Annotated in this window: 12 protein-coding genes; 4 read left to right on the top strand and 8 right to left on the bottom strand. The window is 62.0% G+C overall.

Going from position 1 to position 17,245, the window contains the following annotated elements:
- Positions 1-32: 32 nt before the first annotated feature.
- The 4 genes from N3J91_09415 (at position 33) to gyrA (ending at position 8,630) form a co-directional block, all read left to right on the top strand.
- Entirely contained in the window at positions 33-1,787 is a 1,755-nt protein-coding gene (locus tag N3J91_09415; GenBank protein ID MCX8156648.1) for a S1C family serine protease, read from the top strand.
- Positions 1,788-1,791: 4 nt separating this feature from the next.
- The gene (locus N3J91_09420; GenBank protein ID MCX8156649.1) at positions 1,792-3,096 is read left to right on the top strand and encodes a trypsin-like peptidase domain-containing protein; all 1,305 of its coding nucleotides are present in this window, start codon (positions 1,792-1,794) and stop codon (positions 3,094-3,096) included.
- Positions 3,097-3,367: 271 nt separating this feature from the next.
- Positions 3,368-5,914 carry a DNA topoisomerase (ATP-hydrolyzing) subunit B gene (gene gyrB, locus N3J91_09425; GenBank protein MCX8156650.1) on the top strand — a complete coding sequence of 849 codons (2,547 nt, stop codon included), beginning with the start codon at positions 3,368-3,370 and terminating at the stop codon, positions 5,912-5,914.
- A gap of 31 nt (positions 5,915-5,945) precedes the next feature.
- The gene (gyrA, locus tag N3J91_09430) at positions 5,946-8,630 is read left to right on the top strand and encodes a DNA gyrase subunit A (GenBank protein ID MCX8156651.1); all 2,685 of its coding nucleotides are present in this window, start codon (positions 5,946-5,948) and stop codon (positions 8,628-8,630) included.
- A gap of 60 nt (positions 8,631-8,690) precedes the next feature.
- On the opposite strand, the gene N3J91_09435 is transcribed toward gyrA, so the two are convergent.
- The 8 genes from N3J91_09435 to waaF all read right to left on the bottom strand — a co-directional run bounded on the left by N3J91_09435 (position 8,691) and on the right by waaF (position 17,073).
- On the bottom strand, positions 8,691-9,758 hold the full coding sequence (locus N3J91_09435; protein ID MCX8156652.1) for a 6-bladed beta-propeller: 1,068 nt from the start codon (positions 9,756-9,758) through the stop codon (positions 8,691-8,693).
- A 91-nt stretch (positions 9,759-9,849) separates the two neighbouring features.
- A complete protein-coding gene (locus N3J91_09440; protein ID MCX8156653.1) occupies positions 9,850-10,590 on the bottom strand; it encodes an outer membrane lipoprotein-sorting protein in 741 nt (246 codons plus the stop codon).
- Complete coding sequence (gene lon, locus N3J91_09445) at positions 10,587-12,980, bottom strand: endopeptidase La (GenBank protein MCX8156654.1); 2,394 nt, start codon at positions 12,978-12,980, stop codon at positions 10,587-10,589. Before lon ends, N3J91_09440 begins: the two co-directional genes overlap by 4 nt.
- Before the next feature lie 46 nt (positions 12,981-13,026).
- Positions 13,027-13,431 (bottom strand): Hsp20/alpha crystallin family protein, encoded by a 405-nt coding sequence (locus N3J91_09450; GenBank protein ID MCX8156655.1) that lies wholly within the window; start codon positions 13,429-13,431, stop codon positions 13,027-13,029.
- 57 nt (positions 13,432-13,488) lie between these two features.
- Positions 13,489-13,698: a hypothetical protein gene (locus N3J91_09455; GenBank protein ID MCX8156656.1), complete on the bottom strand. Its 210-nt coding sequence runs from the start codon at positions 13,696-13,698 to the stop codon at positions 13,489-13,491.
- Between the two features lie 7 nt (positions 13,699-13,705).
- On the bottom strand, positions 13,706-14,617 hold the full coding sequence (locus tag N3J91_09460) for an MnmC family methyltransferase (protein ID MCX8156657.1): 912 nt from the start codon (positions 14,615-14,617) through the stop codon (positions 13,706-13,708).
- Positions 14,618-14,622: 5 nt separating this feature from the next.
- On the bottom strand, positions 14,623-15,849 hold the full coding sequence (locus N3J91_09465) for a 2,3-bisphosphoglycerate-independent phosphoglycerate mutase (protein MCX8156658.1): 1,227 nt from the start codon (positions 15,847-15,849) through the stop codon (positions 14,623-14,625).
- Positions 15,850-16,002: 153 nt separating this feature from the next.
- Positions 16,003-17,073 carry a lipopolysaccharide heptosyltransferase II gene (waaF, locus tag N3J91_09470; protein ID MCX8156659.1) on the bottom strand — a complete coding sequence of 357 codons (1,071 nt, stop codon included), beginning with the start codon at positions 17,071-17,073 and terminating at the stop codon, positions 16,003-16,005.
- Between the last annotated feature and the right edge of the window lie 172 nt (positions 17,074-17,245).

Here is a 17,245-nt window from a genome sequence, read left to right on the forward strand (position 1 = left end):
CACCGCGCCGCTCTTGGGGCGGACAGAACTCCGTGCTGCCGCTGCTTGCGTTCCTGGCTTTCGTTCTGGTGCTGCCGCACGGGTTGGGCGCGGCACCGCAGGTGGCCATTGCCGATGATGTCCACGGGCCATTGTATCGTCGCTTGGCGGCCGCCGTGGTGGGCATCACCTGTAAAGTCAAGGATGCCAATCCTGAATCAGGCCAATATTTTGGGACGGGCGTGATCATTTCCACCCAGGGTCTGGTCCTGACCACATTGACCGTGGTGCCGGAAAACCCGGGTGAAATCAAAGTTTACCTCGTAGATGGCAGGGTCCTCGAAGGCCGCGTGGTACGCCAGGACAAGGAGTCCGAAGGCGTCTTGCTCCAGGTGCAGGCTGTCGGCTTAACCGCCATGCCGCTGGCTGATTCCACCGCCTGCCGCTTGGGAGACCCGGCCTATTCGTGGGGCAATCCCTTTCACACCATCATGAAAGACGGCATGGTGAGTCTCAGCGCGGGCACCATCAGTGGCCTGTATCAAGTCAGCAGCGTGGATACCGAAAGCCGCTATGTTGGATGGGTTCTGGAAACCGATGCGGCGGTCAATCCCGGCTCGGATGGTGGGCCCTTGACCGATGCCGACGGCCACCTTCTGGGGATTCAATCTCTGGCTTTCTCGCGCAGCCGATGGCTCGGCACGGCCGTCCCCATCCATCGCCTGGCCGAAGGTTTGCCCGAACTGCACACGCTGCAGCGTATGCCCCGGCCGGTTTTTTCCGGCGCCCGCGCGCGTGCCTGGGCGGCCGAACTGGCATTTCCTCTGGTCCTGGCCGACGCCGCGGCTGCCACGGTCAGTTTTCGGGTCGTGCGGGAAGGAGAGAAAGTGACACTGCCCGAGCGGCGGCAGGATGAAGTCTTGACGCCTTTGGCGCCCTATCCTGCCGATCAGCGCCGCGCTGCGCGCGAATTGGTGCGCCCGGCGGATGCCTACGCCAGCGGGGTGATCATCTCGCCCGAGGGATGGGTGCTGACCGCCGCGCAAAACCTGGCAGCCGCCTCCCGCCGTGCCCCCGGCATTGCCCGGGTGGCTGTCTATCTGGCGGATGGCCGCCGCGTGTCGGCAAAAATATTGGGCCAGGACTCCTTTTATGATGTGGCCTTGCTGCAATTGGAAAAAACCCAGGGACAACCCTATCCGTTTGTGGCCCTGCATGAAGGCCCCGGGCCGGGCACAGGACAATTCATCGCGGTTTTGGGACGCAGTGAACCTCCGGGCGATCTGACGCTCAATGTCGGCCTACTCAGCGCCACCAACCGTTTTCAAAATACCTGCCATCAAATGAACGTGATGGTCAATTACGGTAACCTCGGCGGGCCGGTGGTGGATTTGGAAGGGCGGCTGGTGGGGTTGGCCGTCCGGCTGGGGCCGGGCACCCCTTGGCGGCAAAACTGTGGCGTGGCCTTTATGGCCACCGCGGCGGTCTTGCGGCAGATCATCCCCGAGCTGGCCGCCGGCAAAACCCTGGCCCGTCCAGCCCGTCCTTTTTTGGGTATAGAAGGCGATGTGGGGGCCTTGGACATCGCGGGGGCCCGCATCAACCGTGTGCTGCCCAACAGTGCCGCCGCACGTGCCGGCCTGCAGCAGGGCGACATCATCACCGAGTTCAACGGCCAGAACATCCCGGATTGGCCCAGCCTGGTACGCAGCATTCAGGCGGCGCTGGTGGGCGATACCGTCCGGTTGAAGGTTTTGCGAGGGGAGCAGACCCTGGACGTTGAAGTAACCCTTGGCTCCATGGAATAAGCCCATGTTATCCCGGCTTGTTCATATTGTGTTGTGCGGCCTTGCCGGCCTGGCAGGCGCCTGTGGGCGGTTGATCGCGGCTGATGCCTCCCGCCCGGAAGTGGCGGCTGCGCGCTGGGTCGAGCGCCAATTGGTCCAGGCCGCCCAGCAGGCAGCAGCTTCCTTTGTCTTTATTGGCGGCGGCTCCGGCGTGGTGATTTCCCCGGACGGCTATGTGTTGAGCAATCATCACGTGGTGGAGGCCAGCAAACGCTGGCAGGTGCGCATCGGCGGACGATCGTACCGGGCCGAGGTGGTGGGCAGCGACCCCTACGGTGACATCTCCCTCCTGCGCGTGCAGGGGGTCTCCAACCTGCCGCATGTCGTCTTTGCTGACAGTGACCGGTTGAATGTGGGGGAGCCGGTGCTGGCCCTCGGCAACCCTTTTGCCACTGCCGAATTGGCAGGCGAACCCGCCGTGACGCGCGGCATCATCTCCGCCCTTCACGTGTTCCACGGCAACTACAGCGACGCCATCCAAACCGATGCGGCAGTAAATCCCGGCAACTCAGGCGGGCCGCTGCTGACCATGAACGGGCGGCTGGCCGGGATTAATGGCAAAATCGAAACGCGCTTTCAACAGCGGGCCAACACCGGCATCGGGCTCGCCGTGCCGGCCAATCAAATCCAGCGTTTCCTACCTTTGTTAAAGGCCGCAGGCGGCGGTCTGGTGTATCACGGCTACTTGCGCGGACTGGTCGGAGTCGCGGCGGAAGACGATACCCGCCAGGAAGGCGCTGCCATTAAAAAAGTGCGCCCCGGCTCCCACGCCGAGAAGCTGGGATTAAAGGCCGGGGATCGCATCCTTTATTTCAATGAATTTCGCCTGTTGAATTTCCACCGTTTCCTGGGCGTCATGGGCACCTACCCCGCGGGGGCGCAGGTGCAGCTCCTGGTGGAGCGCCAGGGACAAAGGCTCAGCTTCAAAACCACGCTGGATCAGCTCAATCCCGGCACGCTCGGCGTGCAATTCCGCCGGCCGGCTTCTGCCACGTCGCCCCCAGTGATTGACCGGGTGTTTCCCGGGTTGTGCGGGGAAAAGGCTGGCCTGAAACGTGGCGATACCCTGCTGCAAATCAACGGAGAGCTGATGCTTTCCCTGAGCGACCTGGTAAAATACCTCGCCGAGCAGGAGTTGATGGCGGGTGACACCGTGAAACTCCTGGTCTCCCGGCCGGGTCGGCTGGACAAGGAAGAAATCGAAGTAACCATGGAATTAAGCAGTGTCTTCGACGTGCCGGCCCGCCAGCCGGGTTCAGAGCGCGAGTAGCCCTTGCTGCGCGGCCACGATCCCATTTCTAAATACACTTTTCGGGCGCTTTCTGGAGCGTAGGAAGTTTTGCAGGACAACCACAACAGGTTGGATTATATCAAGGGAATCCCCTCAATCTATTGGGGTCTTCCGGCAGCTTTTCCCCGTAAATTAACGTTGTCAGCCGTCCGCTTTTTGATACACTTACGACACGGGAGACAATGCCCTCAGGCGGTAGGGATTTGTCCCCTGAAATTACCCGGGCGCAAGCAGGGTAAAGCAACGTGTTATGAGTGCCAGTTTGGCCGATGCCCAAGCCGTCAATCCGGCAACTGAAGAAACCTACGACGCTTCCAAATTAGGGAAGCTCGAAGGGCTGGAAGCGGTGCGCAAAAAGCCCGGCATGTACATTGGCGGCACCGACGAGCGGGCGCTTCATCATTGTGTTTCGGAAGTGCTCGATAATTCGGTGGACGAGCACCTGGCCGGGCATTGCTCGCGCATTGATGTGACCATCCATGTGGATGGCTCCATCTCCATCCGCGACAATGGCCGCGGCATTCCGGTGGATATTCATCCGCAGTACAAAATCCCCGGCGTGGAGATGGTGTTGACCACCCTGCATTCCGGCGGCAAATACGGGCAGGGCGGCTATAAGTTCTCCGGCGGCACCCATGGGGTGGGCGCCAAATGCGTCAACGCCGTCAGCGAGTGGTTCAAGGTGGAAGTCAGCCGCGGCGGGCAGGTGCATCACATGGAGTTTTCCCGCGGCAAGACGGTGAAGAAGCTGGAGGTCATCGGCAAGGCCAAGGGCACGGGCACCTTGATCACCTTCAAACCGGACCCGGAAATCTTCAAGGAAACCACCGAGTTCAAGGCGGAAATCATCTCCCAGCGCCTGCGCGAGCTGGCCTTCCTGAACGAGGGCCTGGAGATTACCTTCCTGGATGAACGCAAGCCCAACAGTGCGCGGGAGGTGTACTACTACAAGGACGGCATCGAGGAATTTGTCAAACAGCTCAACAAAAGCAAAATCCCCCTCCACCCCAGGCCCATCAGCATCAGCCGCCAGACGACGCTGCAGACCGCTGAAAAAGAGGTGGAAGTGCAGGCGCAAATTGTCCTGCAATACAACGACAGTTACACCGAGCAGGTGCTTTGCTACACCAACACCATTCATAATCCCGATGGCGGCGCGCACCTGTCCGGTTTCCGCACGGCCCTGACGCGCTCGATCAATCAATACGCCCGGCAAAACGATCTGTTGAAGGAGAAAGATCCCCAAATTACGGGGGATGACGTGCGCGAAGGCCTGACGGCGGTGATTTCCATCAAACACAGCGATCCGAAATTTGAGTCGCAGACCAAGGTCAAGCTGTTGTCGCCGGAGGTGGAGGGCATCGTGTCCACCATCACCTACGAGGGATTGATGACCTACTTCGACGCCAATCCCTCCGTGGCGCGGAAGATCATCGAGAAAAGCCTTAATGCCGCCCGCGCGCGTGAAGCCGCCCGCAAGGCGCGCGAAGCCGTCCGCAAAACCGCCATGACCGGCGGCGGACTGCCCGGGAAACTGGCCGATTGCAGCGATCGCGACCCGGCCAACACGGAGTTGTACATCGTCGAGGGGGATTCCGCCGGCGGCTCGGCCAAGCAGGGGCGCGACCGGCGCTTTCAGGCCATTCTGCCCATCCGCGGCAAGCTCATCAACGTGGAGAAGGCCCGCCTGGACAAGGTGCTGCAAAACGCTGAAATCCGTACCATGATCACGGCGGTGGGCACGGGCATTGGCGATGGCGAGGGGGAGGGGGCCTTCAACCTCGAAAAGCTGCGCTACCACAAAATCATCATCATGACCGATGCCGACGTGGACGGCGCGCACATCCGCACGCTGCTGCTGACCTTTTTCTACCGGCAGATGCCGCAGCTCATCAAACACGGCTTTGTCTATATTGCCCAGCCGCCCCTCTACCAGATCACCCGCAAGAAACGGGTGGAATACGTTGAGGACGATGCCGCCCTGAACCGCATTCTCATCACCCTCGGCACGGAGGAGGTGCGCCTGCGGCACCTGGAGACCCAGCGCGAATTCAGTCAGAAACAACTCTCCGAGATTCTGGAGCTCCTGGAGACGCTGGACAAATACGCCCGGGCCATCCGTCGGCACGGCGGGGATTTCGCCGCGTATCTGGAGGCGCGGGATCCCAAAACCCTGGAGCTGCCCAATCACCTGGTCAAGGTGCGCGAGGGCAATCAGGAAACGGTGCATTATTTCGTTACCGAGGCCCAGTTTGCCGCCTTTGCCGAGGCCAACCCCGATTTGGGATTGTTTGGCGAGGAGGAGGGCGAAAACGGCCGTGAAAACGGCAACGGCACCGAGGGCGAGGCGCGCAAAACCGGCCCCACCCGGCGCGCCACCCACGTGGAATTGCACGAGAGCAAGAGCGTGGCCGAGCTGCTGGCGCGCCTGACCCGCAAAGGTTTGAACATCGAGCATTACGCCGCCCAGGACCATCCGCTTTTTGAACTAATCGAAGGCGAGGGCGACAAGGAAACCGTCAAACCCCTGTACTCCATCGCGGAAATCCTGACCGCCGTCAAAGAAGTCGGGCGGCGCGGCCTGCAGATCAAGCGCTTCAAGGGCCTGGGCGAGATGAATCCCAAGGAGCTTTTTGAAACCACCATGAACCCGGAGCGCCGCAAGCTCCTGCGCATTGATTTGACTGATGCCGTGGAAGCCGAGGAGATGTTCACCAAGCTCATGGGCGATGAAGTCGAACCGCGGCGGCAGTTCATCGAGGACAACGCTTTGAACGTGCGCAACCTGGACATCTAAACCGCGCTAATGGCAGCGCTGGGCTGTGGCTATGGCCGATACCGAGCAACCTTCACCCCCCCCTCCGAACGACGAAACCACCCCGGCGCCCCCCACGCCGGCGGGCGGCGGCAGCGTGTTTGCCGCCAACGAGAAAATCGTCAAAATCAACGTGGCCGAGGAAATCAAGAACTCCTTCCTCGACTACTCGATGTCGGTGATCATTTCGCGCGCGCTGCCTGATGTGCGCGACGGTCTGAAACCCTCCCAGCGGCGCATTCTCTTTGCCATGCACGAGCTGGGCGTGCTGCCCAACCGCAAGCACTTGAAGTGCGCCAAAATCGTCGGCGAAACCATGGGCAACTACCATCCCCATGGGGACCAGGCGATTTACCCCACCCTGGTGCACATGGCGCAACCCTGGGCCATGCGCGAGCGGCTGGTGGACGGTCAGGGCAACTTCGGCTCGGTGGAGGGGGATCCCCCGGCCTCCATGCGTTACACCGAGGCGCGGCTGGCGCCGCTGGGGGCGGTGCTCATGGAGGACATGGATCGGGACACGGTGGATTTCGTGCCCAACTATGACGAAACCCGCATGGAACCCACGGTGTTCCCAGCGGCGTTTCCCAATTTGCTGGTCAACGGCGGCACCGGCATTGCGGTGGGCATGGCCACCAACATCCCGCCCCACAACCTGGGCGAGGTGATTGACGGCATCTGCGCCCAGATTGACCACCCCAACATCACCATCCCGGAGCTGATGCGCCACATCCGCGGCCCGGATTTTCCCACCGGCTGCATGGTCTGCGGGCTGGAAGGCATCAAGGATTATTTTCATCATGGCCGCGGCAGCCTCAAGGTGCGCGGCAAAATCGGCATCGAAGAACTCAAAGGCGGGCGCGAACAACTGGTCATTACCGAAATCCCGTTCAACGTCAACCGCGCCGCCCTGGTCTCCCGCATCGCCGAGCTGGTCAACGAAAAAACCCCGGGATTGACGGACATCACCAACATCCGGGACGAATCCGACGAAAACACGCGGGTGGTGATCGAGCTGAAACGGGACGCCGTGGCCAAGGTGGTCATCAACAACCTGTATCAGCTCACGCAGTTGGAGAGCAGCTTCGCCGTCAACATGCTGGCCATTGATCATGGCCGGCCCAAAACGCTCAACCTCAAGGAAATCATTGCCTGTTACATCGAGCACCGCCGCGAAGTGGTGCTGCGGCGCACCCGCTTTGATTTGCGCAAGGCCGAGGAACGCGCCGAAATCCTCGAAGGCTACCTGGTGGCCCTGGCCAACCTGGATGAATTCATTCGCATCATCCGCAGTTCGGCCAATCGCGAGGAGGCGCGCATCCGGCTGCTGGCCTTTGAGTTCACCCGCGCCCAGGTGGAGGCCTTTGGCATCCGCATCCGCAACGAGGCGCGGCTCACCAGCGGCCGCTACCTGCTCAGTGAATTGCAGGTCAACGCCATCCTCGACTTGCGGCTCTACCAGCTTACCGGCCTGGAGATGGACAAGGTGGATGCCGAATACCGCAAACTCATCGCTCACATCGAGGACTTGCTGGACATCCTGGCGCGGGAGGAGCGGGTCATGGCCATCATCAAGGCCGAGCTGCAGGCCATCAAAGCCAAATACGCCACCCCGCGGCTGACGGAGCTGGTCCCGGACGAGGGGGAGATTGCGATCGAAGACCTCATTGCTAACGAAGGGGTCATCATCACCATCACGCACAACGGCCTGATCAAGCGCACCAACATCTCCAGCTATCGCGCCCAGCGCCGCGGGGGCAAGGGCGTCATCGGCATGGTCACGCGCGAAGCCCCCGCTGTCGAAGGGGAGGATCGCGATTTCATCGAACATCTGTTCACCGCCAGCACGCACGATTATCTGATGTTCTTCACCAACACCGGCCGGGTCTATGTGGAGCGGGTGCTGGAAATTCCCGATCTGGGGCGTGCCTCCAAGGGCCGCAGCATCGCCAATCTGCTCGAGCTGCGGCCGGAGGAAAAAATCGCCGCGCTAATCCGCGTCCAGTCGCGCACCGGCCCCAATCGCGAGGACCTGACCTGGGAATCGCCGGAATTTGTCTTCTTTGCCACGCAGAAGGGCATCGTGAAAAAGACGGCGCTCAACGAGTTTGCCCACGTCCACCGGGGCGGCATCATCGCCTTGAATATTGAGGAGGGAGACACGCTGATTGATGCCAAACTGACCAACGGCAACAATGAAGTGGTGCTCATCACCGCCGAGGGCATGAGCATCCGTTTTCATGAGGAGGACGTCCGGCCCATGGGCCGGCAGGCGGTGGGCGTGTGGGGCATCCGTCTCGAGCCGAAAGACCAGGTGGTCGCGCTGGCCGTGGTCATTCCCGACGCCACCTTGCTGGTCGCGGGAGAGAATGGCTTGGGCAAGCGCACCGAGTTTGAGGAATACCGCCGGCAAACCCGCGGGGGCAAGGGCATCATCACCATGCGCACCACCGAGCGCACCGGCCGCGTAGTGGGCGCCCTCACCGTCCGAGATCACGACGAAATCATGCTCATCACCGCCAAGGGCCAGATGGTGCGCACGTTCGTGCGGGAAATCCGCCAGACCGGCCGCAACGCCAGCGGGGTGAAACTCATTGAGTTGGAGGAGGGCGACACCCTGCAGGCCATTGCCCCGGTCATCAGCGAGCGCGACGAGGAGGAGGCGGAAAACAGTGGCGCGGCGGCTGCCTCCCAATAATTACTGGCTGGTGGCGGCAGCTTCATCCCCTCCGGCATGTCCAGCGGCTCCCGCCGGGGCTTACCCTTTCAGGCGCTCGAGTTTAATGGGATACGTCTGCCCGGAGTTCCATTGCGCCACATAGAGGTTTTCCTCCCGGTCCACCAGCAGGCCGTGCGGATAACGAAACACGGTGGTATTGGCGCTCATGGGCTGCAGGCGTTGGCCCTCATAAACCGGCGCGCCTGCCGCCAGGTTGGCCACGATCCGATTCTGCCGATCCAAAATGGAGACAAAGCCGTTCTCGGTGTCCGAACCTGTGGGCCGCGTGGCGCCCTTCAGGTGGGGCACCACCAGGTGCTCGCCCCAGGGCACTATAAAACAAGGCATGGCCCCGGCCAGGGAGATGGAGCCCAGATATTCCCCGGCCGGGGAAAAGCGTTTAATGGCGCTTTGCGAGCGGCTGGTGATCAACAATTCCGGCCGGGACGGATCACGGCGGTCCACGTGCAGGCCATGCGCACATTTCAGGGCGGCTGGCGAATCATCGTCCCCGCCGAAGACCCGAATCAGCCGCCCTCGCGGATCATAATGCAGGATGTAGTTGAGGCCGTAACCATCCGCCACGTAGAAAGTCCCATCCCCGTTGACCGCCACGTGGGTGGGCTTGTACTGCTCGGTGCGGCGGTAGGGCGGAATCCCCTCCGGCCATCCCAGGGTCATCAGAATCACGCCGTCCAGGGTGGTCTTGTACACTTCATGCCGATCGTGATCTGTTATAAAAAGCCGCTCTTCCCCATCCTCCGTGAACAGCGTCAGCCCGTGCGCCCCGGGCCATTGGGTGCCCCATTTGCCCAGCAACCGGCCCTCGGCATTATAAATAATGACATTGTTGGCCGTGTGGTTGGTCAGCAGAAAAATGCGGCCGTCCCGGCTTTGCACCATCCCGTGACAATCTTTGACCGGCGTTTGCCGGTCCAGCACTCCCCAATTTCTAAGCACGCGATAACGGTAGGAACCTTGCCCCAAAATCATGGGTTCTTCTGCGGCAGCGGATGGCAGGGCGGGCGTTAACGCCGCGCCGGTCAGGGCCACGGCGAGGGAACGCAAAAAATCTCGGCGGCTGTCCGCAGATTCATTATTGCTCATGGATTATATTATCATGACTTCTTCAGGCCGCAAACGTACGACAGGGCAGGGGACGCGGAACAAAAAGAGTTTTGGACTGGACGGCCGGCATCTACTGGCCGACGTCAAAAATGAGGCGTGTGCGGCTGCGGGTCTGGACGTTGCGCATTTCCATTTCCTCCAAACGATACTGGCCGGCCACTTTCTTGAAGCTGTTCAACTCAAACTCTTTAAGCAGTTTGCCGCCTGCATCGTAGGCCTGGGCGCGCAGGATGCCGCCGGTTTCATTATCAATCCAGGAAACGACGCGGCTGTAACCCAGCGCGGCATCACCGGTCCCAGGCCGGCTTTCTAAGACCCGGCAGGGCCGGCTCATGGTCATTTCCTTGCGCAGCAATTTTTGCTCGCGCCAGCGCAGGAATTCCAGCCCCAGGTCGCCGATGTAAAAATCCGACCCGGCAAAGACCTCGGTGGGCGCAATGGCGGCATTGGTTTGGTTCAAGGTGGAGCTGCCCGGGGCGGCCGTCACCAAGACATAGTGATTGGTGCTTCCCGGGGATCGGTGAATAAGCAACTGCCGCGGCGGCAGGTTGGTGTCCCCGGCCAGGGTTTGATAAATAGAAGTCCAGCGGGGTTGCCCCGGAATGACCTTAAACAGAAAGGGGATTTCCCGCGTGGGCTGGCCGCGCTGGCGAATCACCACCTTGCCCGTCATCTCCACGGCCTCCTCGGGACTCAGCGCGCATAAATCCGCGGCGAGGGCCTGCCCCGCCGCGGCGTCGGAAGTGGCGGCAGCCACCCCCCCGGCGGGGATGCCCAAGCTCAAGAGGAGCAACAACAGCCGGCGGTTCATCGGGGCAGCAGGGCGAGGCCAATCAGTTCGTCCACGTGCCGGACAAAATGCACCTTGAGGCGGCGGCGCACCTCCGGCGGCACTTCGCTCCAGTCACCGCGGTTTTCCTCAGGCAGGGCCACCTGTTTCAGACCGGCCCGCGCGGCGGCCAGGACTTTTTCTTTGATGCCCCCCACCCGCAAGACCCGCCCCCGCAGGCTGATCTCTCCGGTCATGGCCAGGTCGGAGCGCACGCGCCGCTGGCTGATCAGCGAGGCCAGAGCCACGGCAATGGTGGCGCCGGCGCTGGGGCCGTCCTTCGGCGTCGCGCCGGCGGGCACATGTACATGGATGTCCCATTTGTCATGATCGTCCAGCTTCAGCCCCAGCTTCTGGCTCTGACTGCGCAAATAACTCAACGCCGTCTGGGCGCTTTCCTTCATGACCTCCCCCAGCGATCCGGTGAGCAACAATTTCCCGCTGCCGGGCATGCGGGTGGCCTCGATGTACAGCACGTCTCCCCCCACCGGGGTCCACGCCAGTCCAATGGCGATGCCGGCATCGGTAATTTTATCCTTTTCATCCTCCGGAAACTTGGGCGGCCCCAGGTAGCTTTCGAGATCCTGCGGTTGGATGACGATGCGCGGGCATTGGCCGTTGTTTTCCACCAGCCGGCGGGCCGATTTGCGCAGCAGGGCGGCCATTTCGCGTTCGAGCTGGCGCACCCCGGCCTCGCGGGTGTAATCGCGAATGATGCGTTTGATGGTCGGCAGGGGCAGGGAGACTTGGCGCGCAGTCAACCCATGCTCCTCCCGCTGCCGGGGCAGCAAATGCCGCCGGGCAATTTCCAATTTTTCCTCGGCCGTGTAACTGGGCAGCTCAATGACTTCCAGCCGGTCGCGCAGGGCCGGGTGCACCGGCTCCAGCCAGTTGGCGGTGGTGATGAACAGCACCTGCGACAAATCAAACGGCAGATCCAGGTAGTTGTCGGTGAAAGTGTTGTTTTGCTGGGGATCCAACACCTCGAGCAGGGCCGAGGCCGGGTCACCGCGGAAATCGGCGCCCACCTTGTCCAGTTCGTCCAACAGAATGACGGGATTGCGGGTCTCCACCCGGCGCAGACATTGAATGATCCGCCCGGGCATGGCGCCCACATACGTGCGGCGGTGCCCGCGAATCTCCGCCTCGTCATGCATGCCCCCCAGGGCGATGCGGGCAAACTTGCGGCCCAAAGCGTCAGCGACACTTTTCCCCAGCGAGGTTTTCCCCACGCCCGGCGGCCCCACCAGACAGAGGATGGGGCCTTTAATTTCGCGTTTCAGCTTTAGCACGGCCAGGAATTCCAGCAGCCGCTCCTTGACCTTTTGCAGCCCGTAATGTTGGGCATCGAGCAACTTGGCCGCCTTGTGCAAATCAAACTGGTCCTCGGTGGTCTTCTGCCACGGCAGCGCCAGTATCCAGTCCAGATAATTGCGCGAGACGGTGTACTCGGCCACATTGGGCGGGATCTGCTGCAACCGCTCCCATTCCTTCATCGCCACCTTGCGCACCTCCTCGGGCAGGGGGTCTTTTTCGATGCGCTCGCGCAGCTGATTCAGCTCCGTGGTCTGGGGATCGGTCTCCCCCAGTTCCCGTTGAATGGCCCGGATTTGCTCGCGCAGGAAATAATCGCGTTGCGACTTGGCCATGCTCGAGGCCACTTCATTCTGGATTTTAGTGCCCAGCGTGAGCACTTCCAGTTCCCGCTGCATGAGCGGCAGCAAATAAGTCAGCCGCTCCTTTACTACGTGCTTTTCGAGCAGCGCCTGGCGATCCTGCAGGCTGATGTTGAGCGTAGGCGCAATCAAATCCGTCAGCGGGCCGGGTTCCTGCGTGTTCAGCGCCGCCACCTTGATCTGTTCACTCAGGGCAGGGGACAGCTTGATAATTTCCTGGAACTTGGCCTGCACGTTGCGGACCAGGGCCTCCACCTCCACGGATTTCTCCGTTTCGTCCTTCAACAATTCCACCCGCGCCTTGAGGTAGGGCGACTGCTCCAGGTATTCCACCACCCGGAAACGGCGCAGACCCTCCACCAGAATGCGGACGGTGTTGTCTGGAAACTTGAGCATCTTGAGCACCCGCGCCGCGCAGCCGAAACGATACAAATCGTCGGGGCCGGGCTCCTCCAAATCCGGTTTGTGCTGCAGGATAAGCCCCAGAAAACGATCGCCCCCTACCACGTCGTCAATGAGTTTGATGCCCTGGCTGGACTCCACCAGCAGCGGCGCCACCATGCCGGGGAAAAACACAATATCCGCCAGCCCCATGATGGGCAGGATGTCCGGCAAGGTTTTGCCGGTGGGACGGGGAGCGGTGGTTTCGCCGCCCTCGGTCAGGATCGAGATGAACTCTGTATCGGGTGTTGCCATGGCCCTTGAATGCCCCCCTGTCGCCCCGTTGAACCCTCACCCGTAATCAGGAACCGCGTCCGGTGGAGGAATGCCCGTTGCGCTCGGTTTGCTGTAGGGGGATGTCAATCCGCAAAAAGCCGTTCACATACGCGGCGGTGGCGCGGCTCAGGTCATAACCGCTGGGGATTTCGATCACATTTTCAAACCGCCCGTAGTTGATTTCCATCACCAGGAAATTGCACTTGGGGGCGCGGCAGCCGTCGGGCCGGTTGCCGCTGATCCGCAGCCGGTTCTCCTCGATGCACAAGGAAAGGTCTTCCCGGCGCATGCCGGCGAGCTCCACTTTGATGACCAACCCCTCGTCGGTGGTATAGACATCGGTATTCGGCACCCAATCTCCTTCGCCCCCGGCGGGGTCCATGCGCGAGGTCTGCCGCGCAAAATGCACCGACGATTTGATCCTATGCATAGGTTGACACCGTGAATACTTTACTCCATGTGTTGCCCCGGCTCAAGCGCGGGTTTTTCATGGGGCAGGGGGTTTGAGGCCGATCGCCACCGGGCCATCCTTGGTGGCCCGCAGGCGCAGCCGGGCGGGGCGGCCACCACCGCCGCCACAGCAATCGCTGCAGGGCAGTCCTTGTACGCCGCGTTGCCGGCGCCGCCACCACCGCCACGCGAATCCCGCGGCGGTGAGCGCCACCAGGCTGAGCGCCACGATCTCCTGAGCATCCATCACCTTATTACAATACGCTCGGATGTCCGGCCTGCAAGGGCTGAAATTGCGGATGGCTTTGGAGTTTCTCCCAGCTTGCGGACGAAAGCCGCCGCCGTTGGTACTGCGGACTGTGCAGGGGTTCGGCACAGGTGGAGCGCCGGGCCCGCGCCAGCCAGGCGGCCGGCAGGGGCCGCTCCACCAATTCCCGATGCGTGGCGGCCAGGGTGGTTTCCTCCTTCTCGCCGGTGGCGCAACCTGTGCCCACAAAAAACCCGGCCAGCAGCCAGGTGACGCGCAGCATCGTGCTGCGGGAATACGTCGCCATCGCGCAGGGGCGCGAGGCATCCAGCAGGGCATGCAACCGCTGAAACAGGGGTAGCGTCCACATCTCCGGATTGCGGGCGGGTGAGAAGGGATCGTAGAGAATCAAGTGCGGCTTGGGCCAGGTGTTCGCCGCCGGGCTGTGCAGCAGGGTGGGGAAGTCGCCCACTTGTAATTCCCAATATACGCTCAGGGCGGCCTCTTGTAATTCGATATGGCGCTCGGTGGCGAGTTGATGGAGCAACGCCTCCCGCCCGCGCAGATAACCCAGCTCCGCGGCATGGGCCAGAGCGAAACGGAGCGGCTCCACCGTGCAGTCAAAACTGATCACCCGCAGCACTGCAGGCAGGGGACGGGCGGCATCCAACACCGCCAGGGCGTTGGCCGCGCCGCCCAGCCCCACATCCCAAATTACAAATTCGCCTGCATGCGCCGCCAGCCGCTCCGCCAGGCGCATTTGCTCCACGTATAGCGCGCGGGCTTCGGCAGCCGGGCCGATGACCGGGTGAAAGGTCTCCCCCGCCGCCACAGCCCGGATGCTGCACACGCCGGTGGGCAGGCGCACAATGGCATAATCCGGGGCCATGGCCGCGGTGGGGCTGCCGCTGCTGGGCATCCGGCTCAGGCGCCGAATTTGTCAAACATCCGGGCGTTGGCCTGGAGCAGGCGGATGAGGTACTTGGCCTCAAAAACGCCCAGCGAGCCTTGATTGGCGCCCGTTTCGGTGAACCGTTGCAACTTGTCCGAGCCGCTGTAGGCGGAATGAATCAGCACCGGTTGCGGATGCCACGAGTGCGCCTTCAAGGCGCACGGCGTGGAATGATCCCCCGTGATGCACAACACATCCGGCTTCTTCTCCAGCAGGATCGGCAGGGCGGCGTCAAATTCTTCGATGGCCTTTTTCTTCGCCTCGAAATTGCCGTCTTCGCCGTATTTGTCCGTGTACTTGTAATGAATGAAGAAGAAATCAAAATTATTGTATTCCGCCAGGTAGGCGCGGAATTGCTCTGCAATGGTTTGCGCTCCTTCGAGCTTCTTCATCCCCACCAGTTGCGCCAGCCCCTTGTACATCGGATAAACCGCAAGGCAGGCCGGTTTGAGCAGGTAGCGCTCCTCGAAGAGCGGGATTTCCGGTTGATGCGCAATGCCGCGCATCAGGAAACCATTGGCCGGCTTCTCATTTTTCAAGAGGGGCAGGGCGGCCTTGTAGAAGTCCGCCACCAGTTTGGCCATTTTCTTCTGTTTGGCGTTGGCGGGATCGCGCGGCTTGACCTGGGGAATAGGGAACCCTTCCCGGTTGGGATCTGCGTCGGTCAGGGGGCCTTCCAGTCCTTTGCCGCGGAAGACCACCACAAAACGATGCTCCTTGCCCGCCTTGATGATGACTTCCGTATCGCCGATCTTTTTGATTTTGTCGGCCAGCAACTTGCACAGGCGCTCGCAGACTTCGGTGGGAATGCGCCCGGCGCGGCGATCGGTCACGATGCCGTTGGCGTCCAGGGTGGCAAAGTTGGCCCGGGCGCAAACATCGCCCGCCTTCAACTCCACGCCCAGTCCCAGGGCTTCGATGACCCCGCGGCCCACCTGATACTCCAGCGGATCATAGCCAAAGAGCGCAAGATGACCGGGGCCGCTTCCGGGGGTGATGCCCGGGGCGACGGGGATCATGCGGCCCTGGGCGCAGCCCTGGGCCACCAGGGCATCCAGATGGGGGGTTTTGGCGGCTTCCAACGGAGTCATTTCGCCTTGGGCTTTGGTGGCGAGATCCCCCAGCCCATCCAGCACCACCAAGGCAATTTTGGCGTTGGTTTTAAGCGTCAGCTCCGAATACACAGCATCAAGGTTCATAGTCATATTCCTTCATGGCTCCGGCCCCTAAGCTCGCCGGGAGATTCCATGTTCGTTGCCCAACATTAACATCCACGTGGCCCGGGGAGCAGGTTTTGCCCCGCGCACCACCCTGCGGGCGATAATGCGGCCTTGGTCTGCGGTGTCAATGGATTATTGGCCTCCGCCGGACGCCGCCAGTTCCCAGCGGCTCTCATGTGGCGGGCGGGAAGTCTCCAACAGAGCGAGAACCCGCTCCAAAACCCGGGCCGGGGGCAGAGTTTGCAGACACTCCAGCAGCGGCCGGTGATGACAGGTGGCCTTCATGCAGGGCACGCATGGCAGGCTCAGTTGCAGGACATTTTGCGGTTGCCCGTACGGACCGGTGCGGGCGGGTTCCGTCGGCCCAAACAACGCCACCACCGGCGTCCGCAGTGCGGCCGCGATGTGCATGGGACCTGTGTCATTGGTCACCACTACGGAGACCAGCCGCAACCACTCCACGGTCTCGGGCAGGGTGGTTTGACCGGCAAGGTTGAGAATCCTCCCGGGGGCTTCCACCGCGATGGCTTGGGCCAGGGGGGAGTCAGCCGCCCCCCCCATCACTACGATTTGAATTGCCGGATGCGCCGCCACCAAAAGCCGTGCCAGGGTGCTGAAGTGTTCCACCGGCCAGCGTTTGTTGGGCCAGCGCGCACCGGGCGCCATCGCCACCCACACCTTGCCCTCCGGGCGCCATCGCTGGGTTATGGAACGATGCGCGGCAAACCGGGGCGGCAGCCAGACAAAGGGAAGGGTGGTGGGCACGCCCAGACGCCGCAGCACTGACACATACCAATCCACCGCATGGGCCAGCGGATGCGGGCGCGGCACGCACAAATCATAAAAGCCATGCGCCCCCTCCCGGCCATCTTCCAGGCCGGCGAGCAATGCGCCGTTGGCCAGCCAGGCAAACACCCCGCTGCGCGCCAGGCTTTGCAGATCAATCACCCAGTCAAAACGACGGGAGCGCATCTGCTGGACGGTGTCCCACCAGCCCAGCCAGCCCCGCCCGTGGCGCCAGCCGCGGCGATCGAAGCGATACAGCCCCGTCAAATCGGGATCCCCTTCCAGCAAAGCCGCATAATCTTTCTCGATCCACCACCAGATTTCCGCTTCCGGACGCCAGCGCCGCAGCAGACGCAACACAGGCACCGCCTGCGCCACGTCACCCAGCGAGCTTGGCTTGAGCAACAGGATTTTCACGCCAATCTTCCCCGCGATTGAGCGAGAGCGGGGGGGAATAATCCAGCAAAAAATCCCAACCCCGGCCTAATCTATGAGGGCCGGCAGCCCTCTCAGCCTTTTTCCGCGTTGCCAAAAGGGCGGGGAGGCTCCTAGGATGATTCCACCCGCTGGCTTGGGCGTCCCAGGCGGG

The sequence above is a fragment of the Verrucomicrobiia bacterium genome (assembly GCA_026414565.1).
Taxonomy (GTDB): domain Bacteria; phylum Verrucomicrobiota; class Verrucomicrobiia; order Limisphaerales; family Fontisphaeraceae; genus Fontisphaera.

What these genes read in the sequence shown, in the direction of transcription:
- gyrA (MCX8156651.1), top strand. Translation starts at nt 5,946, where the DNA reads ATGGCCGATACCGAGCAACCTTCACCCCCCCCTCCGAACGACGAAACC.
- N3J91_09460 (MCX8156657.1), bottom strand. Translation starts at nt 14,617, where the DNA reads ATGCCCAGCAGCGGCAGCCCCACCGCGGCCATGGCCCCGGATTATGCC.
- lon (MCX8156654.1), bottom strand. Translation starts at nt 12,980, where the DNA reads ATGGCAACACCCGATACAGAGTTCATCTCGATCCTGACCGAGGGCGGC.
- N3J91_09450 (MCX8156655.1), bottom strand. Translation starts at nt 13,431, where the DNA reads ATGCATAGGATCAAATCGTCGGTGCATTTTGCGCGGCAGACCTCGCGC.
- gyrB (MCX8156650.1), top strand. Translation starts at nt 3,368, where the DNA reads ATGAGTGCCAGTTTGGCCGATGCCCAAGCCGTCAATCCGGCAACTGAA.
- N3J91_09435 (MCX8156652.1), bottom strand. Translation starts at nt 9,758, where the DNA reads ATGAGCAATAATGAATCTGCGGACAGCCGCCGAGATTTTTTGCGTTCC.
- N3J91_09455 (MCX8156656.1), bottom strand. Translation starts at nt 13,698, where the DNA reads ATGGATGCTCAGGAGATCGTGGCGCTCAGCCTGGTGGCGCTCACCGCC.
- N3J91_09440 (MCX8156653.1), bottom strand. Translation starts at nt 10,590, where the DNA reads ATGAACCGCCGGCTGTTGTTGCTCCTCTTGAGCTTGGGCATCCCCGCC.
- N3J91_09420 (MCX8156649.1), top strand. Translation starts at nt 1,792, where the DNA reads ATGTTATCCCGGCTTGTTCATATTGTGTTGTGCGGCCTTGCCGGCCTG.
- N3J91_09465 (MCX8156658.1), bottom strand. Translation starts at nt 15,849, where the DNA reads ATGAACCTTGATGCTGTGTATTCGGAGCTGACGCTTAAAACCAACGCC.